Origin of the sequence: Streptomyces sp. NPDC053427, from assembly GCF_044544985.1 — a bacterium.
Classification (GTDB): domain Bacteria; phylum Actinomycetota; class Actinomycetes; order Streptomycetales; family Streptomycetaceae; genus Streptomyces.
The window spans coordinates 1-15,534 of the sequence record NZ_JBITYA010000021.1 but is presented as its reverse complement, the minus strand read 5'-3'; the positions used below and the strand labels follow the sequence as shown (position 1 = coordinate 15,534).

The window sequence follows — 15,534 nt, the reverse complement described above, 5'->3', positions numbered from 1 at the left end:
CTACAGGTCGGACTGGCCGTTGAGCGCGGCCCGCACCAGGTCTGCCACTGTCATCGAGTCGATGGACTCGTCGGCCGCGTCGGCCGCGGGACCGCCGCGTCCGGCGAGCTGGAGCAGCGGCTCCAGGACACCGATCTCGCGCAGCTGGTCGAGCGGTACGGAGGCCAGTGCCGCCCTGATCTCGCTCTCGTCGTCGGATACGGCGGGCTCGCCGGGAACGAGCAGGGCGAGGACGAACTCACCCAGTGCCGTGGGGGTGGGGTGGTCGAAGACCAGCGTCGCCGGCAGGTTCAGGCCGGTCGCCGTGCCCAGTTGGTTGCGCAGCTCGACGGCGCCGAGCGAGTCCACACCGAGGTCCCTGAAGGACCGTTCGGCCCCGACGGCCTCGGTGTCCGGATAGCCGAGGACCTTCGCGGCGCGGGCGCGCACCAGGTCGACGACGGTGTCCAGGCGGCGGCCGCGCGGCATGGCCGCGAGCCGGTCGGCGAGGTGGCCGCCGGTGTCCGCAGGGGGCGCCGCGGCGGCGACGGACTCGCGGTAGCCGGGGAACTCCCGCAGCAGGGCGCCGGGCCGTGCCCCGCCGAAGGCTCCGGCGAACCGGTCGAGGGCGACCTCGGCGACCACGGCGGTCGGCTCCTTCTCGGTGACGAGCCGCATCAGTACCTCGACGGCGAGCCGCGGATCCATGGCGCCGACACCCGCGCGCCGGGCCGCCTCACCGGCGCCGCCCGCGCCGGCCATGCCGCCGCCTCCCCAGGCTCCCCAGGACACCGAGGTGGCCGGCAGGCCGAGCCCTCGCCGCTCCTCGGCGAGGGCGTCCAGTACGGCGTTGGCCGCCGCGTAGTTGCCCTGGCCGGGGTTGCCGACCGCGGACGAGGCGGAGGAGAACAGCACGAACGCGGTGAGGTCGCGCTCGCGGGTCAGTGCGTCGAGGAGCAGCGCCGAGGTCACCTTCGACCGGAAGACCTCCTGGAAGCGCTCGGGGGTGAGCCGGTCGAGAACGCCGTCGTCGAGGACGCCGGCGGCGTGCACGACGCCGGTCAGGGGACGCTCGGCCGGGATGGCGTCGAGGACCGCCGTCAGCTGATCGCGGTCGGCCACGTCGCACGCGGCGAGGGAGACGTCGGTTCCGAGCGCGTCGAGTTCGTCGCGCAGTTGCTGTGCGCCGGGCGCGTCCGGGCCGCGGCGGCTGAGCAGCACGAGGTGCTGGGCGCCGTCGTGGGCCAGCCGCCGGGCGACGTGGGCGCCCAGGGCGCCGGTGCCGCCGGTGATCAGGACGGTGCCGGTCGGGTCCCAGCCGCGGGCCGGCCGGCGGGGCGGGGCGGGGACGAGGCGGCGGGCGAGGACCGCGGTACCGCGGACGGCGACCTGGTCCTCCCCGTCGAGTCCGGCCAGGACGGCGGCGAGTCCGGTGGCGGCCCGCTCATCGGGCCGGTCCGGCAGGTCGACGAGGCCACCCCAGCGCTGCGGGTACTCCAGGGCCGCCACTCGGCCCAGCCCCCAGACGGCGGCCTGGAGCGGGCGGCGCGGACGGTCCGAGCGGTTGGCGGCGACGGCACTGCGGGTGACGCACCACAGGGGCGCTTCGATGCCCGCGTCGCCGAGTGCCTGGAGGAGCGCGGTGGTCAGGGCGACGCCGTCGGGTACGTCGCCGGTGGCGGTGTCGCACAGGGCCAGCAGCGAGACGACGCCGGCGAAGCGCGTGCCGTCCGGTGCCTGGTCGCGGAGGGTGGCGGCGAGGGCCTTCCGGTCGGCCCGCGGTGCCTCGACGCGGACCAGCGGGGTGCCGAGTCCGTCGAGCGCGGTCCGCACCCAGGCGTCGTCGGCGAGGCCCTCGGGTACGACGGCCAGCCAGGTGCCGGTGAGCGGTTTGCGGTGGGCCAGGGCCGCGCCGGTCAGCCGCTTCCACACGATGCGGTGGCGCCAGCTGTCCACCTGGGACTCGTCGGCCTTGCGGCGGCGCCAGTCGAACAGCGCGGGCAGCACCTTGGAGAGCGCGTCACCCTCGACGTCGAGGACGGACTCCAGCGACGTGAAGTCCTCCTTCGCGACGGCGTCCCAGAAGGCCGCGTCGGTCTCGGCCGGCTCGCCCGGCGCGGCGGCTGCCGGGGCCAGGCCCGGCATGACGTCGGGCCAGAACCTGCCGCGCTGGAAGGCGTAGGTCGGCAGGTCGAGCCACTGGGCGCCGCGGCCCTCGTAGAAGGCGTCCCAGCGCGGCCCCGCGGCGTGCACGTGGAGCCGGGAGACCGCGGCGATCAGGGTGTCCTCCTCGCCGCGGTTGCGGCGCAGGGCGGGCACGGTGACGGCGTCGGGCGCGCTCTGTTGCGCCATGGCGGACAGGACGGCGTCAGGGCCGAGTTCGAGGAAGACGCCGACGCCCCGGCCGGCCATGGTCCGCACCCCGTCGGCGAACCGGACGGTCTCGCGGACGTGCCGCACCCAGTACTCCGCGGTGCACAGCTCCTCGGCCGTGGCGACGTCGCCGGTCAGGTTCGACACGACGGCGAGGCGCGGCTCCCGGTAGTCGATGCTCTCGGCGACCGTGCGGAACGCGTCGAGCATCGGGTCCATCAGCGCGGAGTGGAACGCGTGGCTCACCCGCAGCGGCGAGGTCCTGCGGCCCCGCTCGGCCAGGACGCCGGCGAGCTTGCCGACGGCGTCCTCGTCGCCGGAGAGGACCACGGCGGACGGGCCGTTGACGGCGGCGAGCGAGACGCCGTCGGTGAGCAGCGGCGTCACCTCGTCCTCGGTGGCCTCGACGGCGACCATGGCGCCGCCGCGCGGCAGGGCCTGCATCAGTTCGGCGCGGGCCGCGACCAGGCGGCACGCGTCCGCCAGGGAGAACACACCCGCGACATGGGCCGCGGCGATCTCGCCGACGGAGTGACCCGCCACGAAGTCGGGCCGCACGCCCCAGGACTCCCACAGCCGGAACAGCGCGACCTCGACGGCGAAGAGGGCGGGCTGGGCGTACCCGGTGTCGTTGAGGGGCGCTTCGTCCTCGCCCCACATCACGTCCCGCAGGGACGCACCGAGCGCGCCGTCCAGGTGGTCGAGGACGGTGTCCAGGGCCGCCGCGAACACCGGGAACGCGGCGTGGAGTTCGCGGCCCGTGCCGAGCCGCTGCGAGCCCTGACCGGAGAAGAGCACGGCGCGCTTCGGTGTCCGCTCGACATGGTGCTCGGCGACATGCGCGGAGGTGGCGCCCTCGGCGACCGCGGCCAGGCCGGTGCGCAGGGTCTCGGGGTCACCGGCGGTGATGGCGGCGCGGTGCTCGAAGACGGCGCGGGTGGTCGCCAGGGAGTAGGCGAGGTCGGTCGGCCGGGCGGCGGGGTGCCGGTCGAGATGGGCGAGGAGCCTGCGGGCCTGGTCGCGCAGCGCGTTCCGCGAACGGGCCGACAGCAGGACCGGCAGCGTCGCGCCGTCGCCGGTGGGCCGCTCGGGGGGCGCGGTGTGGGCGGGCTGTTCGAGGACCACATGAGCGTTGGTGCCGCTGGCGCCGAACGAGGAGACGCCGGCGCGGCGCGGGCGGCCCGACTCGGGCCAGGCGGTGTGCTCGGTGAGCAGCTGCGCCGCGCCCGCGCTCCAGTCGACGTGCGACGACGGGTTCTCGGCGTACAGGGAGCGCGGCAGGAGGCCGTGCTGCATCGCCAGGACCATTTTGATGACGCCGCCGACACCGGACGCGGCCTGCGTGTGGCCGATGTTGGCCTTCAGCGAGCCGAGCAGCACGGGCCGGTCGCGGTCCTGGCCGTACGTGGCGAGCAGCGCCTGCGCCTCGATCGGGTCGCCCAGCTTGGTGCCGGTGCCGTGCGCCTCGACGGCGTCGATCTCGGCGGGCTCCAGGCGGGCGTTGGCGAGGGCCTGGCGGATGACGCGCTGCTGGGCCGGTCCGCTGGGGGCGGTCAGGCCGTTGGAGGCGCCGTCCTGGTTGATGGCGGAACCGCGCAGCACGGCGAGGACGCGGTGGCCGTTGCGCCGCGCGTCCGAGAGGCGCTCGACGACGAGCATGCCGACGCCCTCGGACCAGCCGGTGCCGTTCGCGTCGTCGGAGAAGGCGCGGCAGCGTCCGTCGGGCGACAGGGCGCCCTGGGCGCTGAACTCGACGAAGCCCACCGGTGTCGCCATCACGGTGACACCGCCGGCGAGCGCGAGGGAGCATTCGCCGGAGCGCAGGGCCTGCGCGGCGAGGTGCAGCGCCACCAGCGACGAGGAGCACGCGGTGTCGACCGAGACGGTCGGGCCCTGGATGCCGAAGGTGTAGGCGAGACGGCCGGAGAGGAGGCTGGCGGACTGGGCGGTCTGCCACTGTCCCGCCTCCTCCGGCGGCCGGTAGTCGCCGGAGCCGCCGCCGACGAAGACACCGGTGGTGCCGCTGCCGCGCAGCGTCGCCGGGTCGATGCCGGTGCGCTCCAGCGCCTCCCACGACGCTTCGAGGAGGATCCGCTGCTGCGGGTCCATCACGAGGGCCTCGCGCGGCGAGATGCCGAACAGGCCGGGGTCGAAGTCGGCCGCGTCGTAAAGGAATCCGCCCTGGGCGGTGGCGCTGCGGCCCGGTCCGTCGCCGGCGAGGGCGTCGAGGTCCCAGCCGCGGTCGGTCGGGAAGTCGCCGACCGCGTCGACCTCGTCGGTGACGAGCTGCCACAGGTCCTCGGGCGAGGTGACCCCGCCGGGGTAGCGGCAGGCCATGCCGACGATGACGACGGGGTCGTCGCCGGTGACGGCCAGGGCGGCCACCGGGGCTGCGGTGGGGGCGAGTTCGCCGAGGAGTTCGGTGCGCAGGTGGCGGGCCAGTTCGGCCGGGTTGGGGTGGTCGAAGACGAGGGTGGCGGGCAGGGCGATGCCGGTGCCTGCGGTGAGCTGGTTGCGCAGGTCGACGGCGGTCAGCGAGTCGAAGCCGAGGTCGCGGAAGGGCAGGTCGGGCTCGATGAGGGAGCTGTCGGCGTGGCCGAGGACCGTGGCGGCCTTCTCGGTCACCAGGGCGAGCAGGATGTCGTCGCGGTCCGCCTCGGGCTGCTCCAGGAGCCACCGGCCGTAGCCGTCGGTCGCCGTCTGCCGTTCGGCGCGGTCGCGTTCGGCCTCGGCGAGGGCCGTGCGGGCCTCGGGCAGCGCGCGGAGCAGGGCGGTGCGGCGGGCCTCCAGGTGGGCCGGTGCGAAGGTCTCCCAGCGGACGTCGGCGACGATCGTGGCGGGGCTTCCGTCGGCGACGGCGCGGCCGAGGGCGGTGAGGGCCACGTCGGCGTCGAGCGCCGGCAGGCCGTTCATCCGCAGATGGGCGGCCATCGACGCGCCTACCAGGTCGGACCAGGCTCCCCAGGCGACGGCGAGCGTCGGGGCGCCGCGCCCACGGCGGGCGCGGGCGAAGGCGTCGAGGTAGGCACCGCACGCGGCTTCGGCGGCCCGGCCGCGGACGCCCCAGACTCCGGCGAGGGAGCCGAAGAGGACGAAGGCGTCCAGGGGCCGGCCGGCGAGTGCGGCGTCCAGTGCGGTGACCGGGGCGAGCGCGGCCGTCAGGGCGGCCGCGGTGCCGGCGAAAGCGGCGCCGTCCTCCCCCGCGTGGACGACCGCGGTGAGCGGTTCGTTGTCGGGCAGGCCGTCGAGGAGGGCGGTGAGGGCGTCGTGGTCGGTGGTGTCGCAGACGGCGACCGTGACGGTGGCGCCGAGCGCGTGCAGCTCGCTCTGCAGGGCCGAGGTGTCGGCCGGTTCCGCGGTGGGCCGGGCGGTCAGCACGAGGTGGCGGGCGCCGTCGCGGGCGAGCCGGCGGGCGGCGGCGCCCCCCATGATGCCGGTGCCGCCGACGACGAGGACGGTGCCGCGGGGCTGCCAGGTGGCGCCGTCCTGGTCCGCGGGGGTGCGGACGAGGCGGCGGCCGTGGATGCCGGTGGCGCGGACGGCGATCTGGTCCTCGGCGTCCGGCGCGGCCAGGTGCGCGGCGAGCAGACCGGCGGCGTGCTCGTCGACGTCGGCGGGCAGGTCGGCGAGGCCGCCGAAGCGGTCGGCGTGTTCGAGGGCGGCGACCCGGCCGAGGCCCCACAGGGCGGCCTGTCCGACGGCGGTCGGTGCCTCGCCCTCCAGGGCGACGGCCCCGCGGGTGACGCACCACAGCGGGGCGTCGACGCCGGCGTCGGTCAGTGCCGCGAGCAGGGCGGCGGGCCAGGACTCGTCGGCGGGCAGCGCGGCGGAACCGGCGGCGAGGAGCGAGACGACGCTGCTCCACGGAGTGGCTTCGACCGCGGCCAACTGCCGGGCGAGCGAACCGGGTTCGGCGTCGACGGTGAAGGTGTCGGCGTCGAGCGCGGTGACGACGGCGGCCACCCAGTCCGCGTCGGCGTGGCCGGCCGGTACGAGTACCAGGGCCCGGCCGCCGACGGCGGGTGCCTGACGCGTGGGGAGCGGGGTCCAGCTGTCGTGGTAGCGCCAGGTGTCGGCGGCGGACTGCGCGCCGCGGCGGCGGCGCCAGGCGGACAGCGCGGGCACCATGGCGGTGACCGTGTCGCCGTCCAGGCCGAGGGAGGCGGACAGCCTCTCCAGGTCCGCCCGCTCGACGGCCGACCAGAAGGCGGCGTCGACCGGGTCCTGGGCGTCGCCGCTCATGGGGGAGGCGGGCTCGGGCCAGTAGCGGTCGCGCTGGAAGGCGTATGTCGGGAGGGCGACGCGGCGGGCTCCGGTGGCTTCGAAGTAGGCGGGCCAGGACGGTCCGGCGCCGTGGGTGTGGAGGGTGGCGAGGGCTTCCAGAAGCGCGTGGTCCTCGGCGCGGTCGCGGCGCTGGAGCGGCACGACCACCGCGGCGGCGCCGGAGGTGTCGGATGTCCCGGTGCCGGATGTCTCGGTGTCGAGGATCTGCTGGGTCAGTGGGGACAGCACACCGTCCGGGCCGATCTCCACGAAGGTGGTGGCGCCGGCGTCGCGCAGGGCCCGTACCCCGTCGGCGAAGCGGACGGTCTCGCGGACGTGCCGGACCCAGTAGGCGGGGGTGGCGAGTTCGGGTCCGGCCGGTGCGCCGGTGACGTTCGAGACGACGGGGATGCGCGGCGCGTGGTAGGTGAGGGACTCGGCGACGCGGGCGAACGTCGTCAGCATCGGATCCATCAGCGGCGAGTGGAAGGCGTGGCTGACCCGCAGCCGCCGGGTGCGGCGGCCGTCGGCGGCGAAGCGTTCGGCGACAGCGAGGACCGTGTCCTCGGCTCCGGCGACGACGACGGAGTCCGGTCCGTTGACCGCGGCGAGGGAGGTCCGCTCGTCGAGGAGCGGCAGGACCTCGTCCTCGGTGGCCGAAACGGCGACCATCGCACCGTCCCGCGGGAGTTCCTGCATCAGACGGGCGCGGGCGGCGACGAGCCGGCAGGCGTCCTCCAGGGAGAGGACACCGGCGACGTGTGCGGCGGCGATCTCGCCGATGGAGTGTCCGGCGACAAGGTCCGGGGTCAGCGCCCAGGACTCGACGAGCCGGAACAGCGCGACCTCGACGGCGAACAGCGCGGGCTGGGTCCATCCGGTCTCGTCGAGACGTTCCGCGTCGGGGGTGCCGGGCGCGGCGAACAGCACCTCCCTCAGCGGGACGTCGAGCTCGGTGTCGAACTGCGCGAGGACCGCATCGAGCGCGTCGGCGAAGACCGGGTAGCGCTCGTACAGTTCGTGGCCCATGCGGCTGCGCTGGGCGCCCTGGCCGGAGAAGAGGAACGCGGTCCTTCCGGGGATGCGTGCGGCGCTTCCGCGGGCCGCCTCGCGCACCCCGTCCGGGCCGGCGAGCAGCACGGCGCGGTGCGGGAAGAGGGTGCGGTCGGTGGCCAGCGAACGGCCGATGTCCAGCGGCGACAGGTCGGTGTGGGCCGCGGTGTGGGCGGTGAGCCGGTCGATCCCCGCCTGGAGCGCCGCGCGGCTGCGTCCGGAGAGGATCCACGGGACGAGGGCGGGCGCGACCGCCGGTACGGGCTCCGGGGCGGCCGGGGCCTCGACGGCGGGCGCCTGCTCGACGATGACGTGGGCGTTGGTGCCGCTGACGCCGAACGCGGACACGCCGGCCCGCCGGGGCTGCCCGGTCTCGGGCCAGTCCCGCGGCTCGGTGAGCAGCGCCACGGCGCCGCCGCTCCAGTCCACGTGCCGGGACGGGGTGCCCACGTGGAGGGTCTTGGGGAGGGCGCCGTGGCGCATCGCCATGAGCATCTTGATGAGACCGGCGGCACCGGCGGCGGCCTGGGTGTGACCGATGTTGGACTTGACGGTGCCGAGCAGCAGCGGGTTTGCGTCGTCCCGGTCCCTGCCGTAGGTGTTCAGCAGGGCCTGGGCCTCGATCGGGTCCCCGAGGGTGGTGCCGGTGCCGTGCGCCTCGACCGCGTCGATGTCCGTCGGGGCGAGCCGGGCGCCGGCGAGGGCCTGGCGGATGACGCGCTGCTGGGACGGGCCGTTGGGCGCGGTCAGGCCGTTGGACGCGCCGTCCTGGTTGACGGCGGTGCCCCGGATGATGCCGTGGACCTCGTGGCCGTTGCGGACGGCGGCGGAGAGGCGTTCCAGGACGAGGATGCCGACGCCCTCGGACCAGGCGGTGCCGTCGGCGTCGTCGGAGAAGGGCTTGCAGCGGCCGTCGGGGGCGAGGCCGCCCTGGGTGCTGAACTCGACGAACGAATCCGGGCTCGACATGACGGACACGCCGCCCGCGACGACGAGGTCGCACTCGCCGGACCGCAGCGCGCGGCCGGCCCAGTGGAGGGCGACGAGCGAGGAGGAGCAGGCGGTGTCGACGGTGACGGCGGGGCCTTCCAGGCCGAGCGCGTAGGAGAGGCGGCCGGACATGACGCTCGCGGTGTTGCCGGTGGCGACGTAGCCGGCCACGTCCGATGCGGAACGGCGCAGCAGCGTCGGGTAGTCCTGGCCGTTGGTGCCGACGAAGACGCCGGTGGCGGAGCCGCGCAGGGCGGCCGGGTCGATCCCGGCGCGTTCCAGTGCCTCCCAGGTCGTTTCGAGCAGGAGGCGCTGCTGCGGGTCCATGGCGAGGGCTTCGCGCGGCGAGATGCCGAAGAAGCGGGCGTCGAAGTCGGCGACACCGTCCAGGAATCCGCCGTCGAGCGTGGCGGAGGCTCCGGCGCCGAGGGCCTGGAGGTCCCAGCCGCGGTCGTCGGGGAAGGGGCCGATGCCGTCGCGGCCCTCCTGGAGGAGGTGCCACAGCTCTTCGGGTGTGGTGACGCCGCCGGGGAAGCGGCAGGCGATACCCACGACGGCGATCGGGTCGTCGTCGACGGCCGTGGTGGCGAGCGGGGCCGCCGTGTCGTCGGGCAGGGTGCCGAGCAGTTCCGCGAGCAGGAAGTCCGCCATCTCGCGCGGCGTGGGCAGGTCGTAGACGAGGGAGACGGGCAGGCTCAGGCCGGTGACGGCGTTGAGCGCGTTGCGCAGTTCCAGGATGGTCAGGGAGTCGAAGCCGAGGTCGCGGAAGGCCCGGTCGTCCTCGATGGTGCACGGGTCGGAGTGGCCCAGTACGGCGGCCACTTGGGCGCGCAGCAGGTCGAGGACGTGCCCGGCGCGTTCGTTCGCGGGCAGGTCGGTGAGCTGCCGGCGCAGGCCGGACTCGGCGCCGGGCGGGGCGGGCGTCGCGGCGCGGGCGGTCTCGGGCAGGTCGGCGACGAGGGGCAGGGGGCGTACCGCGGCGAAGGCGCGGAGGAACTTCTCCCAGTCCAGGTCGGCGACGGCGAGGGCGGTGTCGTCATTGTCGACGGCATGCAGCAGCGCGCGGACGGCCGCTTCGGGCGCCAGCGGTTCGAATCCGCCCCGGCGGACGCGCTCGGCGATCGCCGCGGTGTCGGCGACCATGCCGGATCCGGCCCACGGGCCCCAGGCGACGGACAGTGCGGTCAGGCCCTGGGCGCGGCGGTGTTCCGCGAGGGCGTCGAGGTGGGCGTTGGCCGCGGCGTAGTTGCCCTGTCCGGCGGCGCCGAGGAGTCCGGCGGTGGACGAGAACAGCACGAACGCGGCGAGGTCCAGATCGGCGGTCAGCTCGTGCAGATGGTGCGCGGCGACGGTCTTGGCGCGCAGGACCGTGGCGAAGCTGTCCGGGGTCAGGGCGTCCACGACATGGTCGTCGACCACGCCGGCGGTGTGGAACACCGCGCTGAGCGGAGCGTCCTCGGGCACGTCGGCCAGCAGGGCGGCGAGCGCGTCGCGGTCGGCGGCGTCGCAGGCGGCGACGGTGACGCGGGCGCCCAACTCCTCCAGTTCGGCGCGGAGTTCGGTGGCTCCGGGCGCCGTTGGGCCGCGGCGGCTGGTGAGCAGCAGGTGCGCGGCGCCGTCGCGGGCGAGGCGCCGGGCGAGGTGTCCGCCGATGCCGCCGGTGCCGCCGGTGATCAGGACGGTCCCGGCCGCCGGGTCGAAGGCGGTGCGGGCGCTGCCGGTGCCGGCGGGGCTGTGGGCGAGGCGGCGGACGAACACGCCGGAGGGCCGTACGGCCACGGCGTCCTCGCCGTCCGTGCCGGCGAGGACGGCGCGCAGGCGGCGTGCGGTCTGGGTGTCGAGCGTCGGGGGCAGGTCGACGCTGCCGCCCCAGCGGGCGGGCAGTTCGAGGGCGACGGTCCGGCCGAGGCCCCAGACGGCGGCCTGGTCGAGGTCGGTGATCCGCTCGGCGCGGCCGACGGCGACGGCGCCGCGGGTGATGCTCCACAGCGGCGCGTCGATTCCCGCGTCGCCGAGTGCCTGCACGGCGCCGGTGGTGAGGGTGAGGGCGGCGGGTGCGCCGGGGTGGCCCGCGTCTCCCGCGGCGAGCGGAAGGAGGGACAGCACGCCGCTGAACTCGCCGCCGTCTCCGGCGGCTTCGGTGAGCCGGTCGGCGAGGGCGGCCCGGTCGGTGCCGGCGACCTCGACGGGGACGGTGGCGGTGCCCAGGGCGGCCTCGACGTCCGCGGTCCAGGCGGCCGTCGCCTCGTCCTTGTGGTCGCGCGGGACGAGGACGAGCCAGCGTCCGGTGAGGGTGGCGGGCGCCGTGGAGCCGCTGCGGGGCTTCCAGGTGACGCGGTAGCGCCAGGAGTCGATTTCGGACTGCTCGCCGCGGCGGCGGCGCCAGGCGGTGAGCGCGGGGACCATCGCGGTGACGGTCGCGTCGTCGAGGTCGAGGGACGCGGCGAGCGCCTCGACGTCGTCGCGCTCGACGGCGGCCCAGAACTCGGCGTCGAGGGCGGAGCCCACGGGTTCGGCGGCCGGTTCCCCGGTCGTGTCGGGCCAGTAGCGCTCGCGCTGGAAGGCGTACGTCGGCAGGGCCACGCGGCGTGCGTCGCTGCCGGCGAAGTAGGCGGGCCAGTCGACGCCGACGCCGTGCGCATGGGCGGCGGCGACGGCGGTGACCAGTGCCTGCTCCTCGGGCCGGTCGCCGCGCAGCGTCGGCAGCAGCGCCGTGCGCGGCGTGTCGGCGAGGCTCTCGCGGGCCATGCCGGACAGGACGCCGTCCGGGCCGAGTTCCAGGAAGGTCCGGACGCCGCCCTGGGCGGACAGCCAGCCGATGCCGTCGGCGAAACGCACCGCGTCGCGGACGTGTCCGACCCAGTAGTCGGGCGTGCAGACCTGCTCGGCGGTGGCGAGGGTGCCGGTGACGTTCGAGACGAACGGGATGACCGGCGGGTGGTAGGTCAGACCGCGGGCGACGGCGGCGAAGTCGTCGGTCAGCGCCTCCATGAGCGGCGAGTGGAAGGCATGGCTGACCCGCAGGCGCGTGGTCCTGCGGCCCTGTTCGGCGAAGACGGCGGCGACGGTGAGCGCGGCTTCCTCGACGCCCGAGACGACCACGGAGCGCGGGCCGTTGACGGCGGCGACGGACACCTGGCCGGTCAGCCCCTCCAGGTGGGGCAGGACCTCGTCCTCCGCGGCTTCGAGGGCGATCATCGCGCCGCTTTCGGGCAGCGCCTGCATGAGGCGGCCGCGGGCGGCGACGAGGGTGCACGCGTCGTCCAGGGAGAGGACACCCGCGACGTGTGCGGCGGCGATCTCGCCGATGGAGTGTCCGGCGAGGTAGTCCGGCGCGATGCCCCAGGACTCGACGAGGCGGAACAACGCGACCTCGACGGCGAACAGCGCGGGCTGTGCGTAGCCGGTCCGGTCGATCAGGGCGGCTTCCGCGGAGCCCGCCTCGGCGAACAGCACCTCGCGCAGCGGCCGGTCCAGCGCGCCGTCGACGCGGGCGAGTACGGCGTCGAGGGCGTCCGCGAAGACGGGGTAGCGGTCGTACAGTTCGCCGCCCATGCCGGCGCGCTGGCTGCCCTGCCCGGTGAACAGGAAGGCCGTACGGCCGCGTCCCGCGCCGCCCTGGACCACGCCGGGGCCGGGCAGGCCGTCGCGCAGGGCGAGCAGGCCGCGCATCAGGTCGTCGCGGTCGGCGGCGACGACGGCGGCGCGGCGCTCCAGTGCGGCGCGCGAGGTGGCGAGGGAGTGCGCGAGGTCGGTGAGGTGCAGGTCGGGCCGCTCCTCGACGAGGGACAGCAGCCGGGCGGCCTGGGCACGCAGGGCGGCCTCGCCGCGTCCGGAGACCACGACAGGCACGAGACCGTCGCGGGGCCGCGGCGCGGGCGCACCGTCCTCGGCGGGTGCGCCGTCCTCGGCGGGTGCCTGTTCGAGGATGGTGTGGACGTTGGTGCCGCTGAGGCCGAAGGAGGACACGGCGGCGCGGCGCGGCCGTCCGGTCTCGGGCCAGGGGGTGCGCTCGGTCAGCAGGCCGATGGCGCCGGACGACCAGTCGACGTGGGTGGAGGGTCGGTCGATGTGGAGGGACTTCGGTACGACGCCCTCCTGGAGAGCGCGGACGAGCTTGATGACGCTGGCGACGCCGGACGCCATCTGGGTGTGGCCGATGTTCGACTTCACCGAGCCGAGCAGCACCGGCCGGCCGGGGTCGCGGTCGTGGCCGTAGGTGGTGAGCAGGGCCTGGGCCTCGATCGGGTCGCCGAGCGCGGTGCCGGTGCCGTGTCCCTCGATCACGTCGATCTCGTCGGCCCGGACGCCGGAGTTGGCGAGGGCCTGGCGGATCACCCGTTGCTGCGAGGGGCCGTTGGGGGCGGTGAGGCCGTTGGAGGCGCCGTCCTGGTTGACGGCGGAGCCGCGGATCACGGCGAGGACCTGGTGGCCGTTGCGGCGGGCGTCGGAGAGCCGCTCCAGGAGGATCAGGCCGACGCCCTCGGCGAGGGTCATGCCGTCGGCGGCCTCCGCGTACGCCTTGCAGCGGCCGTCCTCCGCGAGGGCGCGCTGCCGACTGAAGCCGACGAACGGCATCGGTGTCGACATGATGCTGACGCCGCCGGCCAGGGCGAGGGAGCTCTCGCCGTTGCGCAGGGACTGGCAGGCAAGATGCAGCGCCACCAGGGAGGACGAGCAGGCGGTGTCGAGGGTGACGGCGGGTCCTTCGAAACCGAACAGGTAGGAGACGCGTCCGGACAGCACGCTGGAGAGGGTGCCGGTGATCATGTGCCCCTCGGAGCCTTCGCTCTGCGGCACGCTGGAGGCGTAGTCCTGGTAACTGGCACCGATGAAGGTGCCGGTGAGGCCGCCGCGCTGGCCGACGGGGTCGATGCCGGCGTGCTCGAACGCCTCCCACGCGGTCTCCAGGAGAAGCCGCTGCTGCGGGTCCATGGAGAGGGCCTCGCGCGGGGAGATACCGAAGAAGCCGGGGTCGAAGTCGGCGACGTCGCGCAGGAATCCGCCCTGCACGGAGTAGGTGCGGCCCGGCCGGTCCGGGTCCGGGTCGTACAGGCTCTGCGCGTCCCAGCCGCGGTCGGCGGGGAAGCCGGAGATGGCGTCGACCTCGTCGAGGGTGAGCCGCCACAGGTCGTCGGCGGAGGCGACGCCGCCGGGGTAGCGGCAGCTCATGCCGACGATGGCGATCGGGTCGTCGTCGACGGGCCCGCTCGCGGGGACGGCGGCGGCACCGGCGGACCGGACGCCGGTCATCTCGGACTTGAGGAACGCGGCGAGGGCGGCCGGGTTGGGATGGTCGAAGACCATCGTCGACGGCAGTGTCAGACCGGTGACGGCGGCGAGCCGGTTGCGCAGGCCGACGGCGGTCAGCGAGTCGAATCCGACGTCACGGAAGGCCCGCTGGTCGGTGAGGTCGTCGGCGGAGGACAGCCCCAGGACGGAGGCGGCCTCGGCGCGGACGGTCTCCAGAAGCTTGCGCTGCTGTTCGGCGTCGGACAGGGCGCGCAGCGCGGCGGCGAACTCGCCCTCGACGACGGCCTGGGCGCTCGCTTCCGCGACCGCGGTCAGTCGGCGGACCTCGGGCACCTCGTCGAAGAGCGGCGTGGGCCGTCCGGAGGTGTAGACGGGGTGGTAGGTCTCCCAGTCCACGTCGGCGACGGCGATGGCCGTCTCGTTGTCGTCCAGGGCCCGCTCGAGCCCGCCGAGCGCGAGCTGCGGGTCCATGAACTCCAGGCCGCTGCGGCGGATCATCTGCGGGTCGACGCGGCCGAGCTCGAGGTCGTCGGCCCAGATGCCCCACGACAGGGACATGGCAGGCAGACCGCGGGCGCGGCGCCGCTCGGCGAGGGCGGACAGGTAGGCGTTGCCCGCGACGTACGCGGCGTGTGCCCCGCTCCCCCACATGCCGGCGGTGGAGGAGTAGAGGACGAAGTCGTCCAGTTCCTCGTCGTCGAGGAGTTCGTCGAGGATCTGCGCGCCGGTGACCTTGGCGTGCAGGACGCGGTCGAAGTCGTCGAGCGTCGTAACGTCGAGGGTGTGCAGCTCGATGGTGGCGGCGGTGTGGACGACGGTGCGGACGGTGTGGCCGTCCGCCTTGAGGCCGTCGAGGAGCGCGGCGACGGCGTCGCGGTCGGTGATGTCGCACGCCGCCACGGTTACGGCCGTACCGAACTCCTGCAATTCCAGGGCGAGTTCGGCCGCTCCGGGGGCGTCCGGGCCGCGGCGGCTGACGAGGACGAGGTGCTCGGCGCCCTGTCCGGCGAGCCAGCGGGCGAGGTGCGGGGCGAGGGTGCCGGAGCCACCGGTGACGAGCGTCGTGCCACGCGGCTTCCAGTCCCGGGAAGCACGCGCCGGGGCGGCATCGGCGCGGACGATACGGCGGGTGAACACGCCCGAGGAGCGGATGGCGAGCTGGTCGTCGTCGCCGGCCGCGCCGGCCAGGACGGTCGCGAGCCGCTGCCCGGCGCGCACGTCGAGCGTGCCGGGCAGGTCGACGACGCCTCCCCAGCGCTGCGGGTGTTCGAGCGCTGCGGTCCAGCCGATGCCCATGACCTGGGCTTGGACGGGTGCGGTGACGGCGTCGGACCGGCCGGTGGAGACGGCGCCGCGGGTCAGGGCCCACAGCGGCGCGTCGATGCCGGCGTCGCCCAGCGCCTGGATCAGGGAGACGGTGAGCGCGACACCGAGGACGAGACCGGTGCCCCGTACGCCGGGCCGTTCCGCCTCGGCGAGGACGGAGACGATGCCGGTGAGGCCGTCGGCGCCCGCCGGTTCGGCGAGACGCTCGCGCAGCACCGTACGGTCGGCGCACTCCTCGTCCAGCACCAGACGGCGCACCTCGGCACCGTTCGCCGCGAGGGCCTCCGCCACGGCCCC

Annotated in this window: 1 protein-coding gene; it reads right to left on the bottom strand. The window is 75.4% G+C overall.

Annotation, left to right across the window (positions count from 1 at the left end):
• On the bottom strand, positions 1-15,534 hold a 15,534-nt coding region (locus ACIGWZ_RS38430), incomplete at its 5' end, for a type I polyketide synthase (protein WP_400072531.1).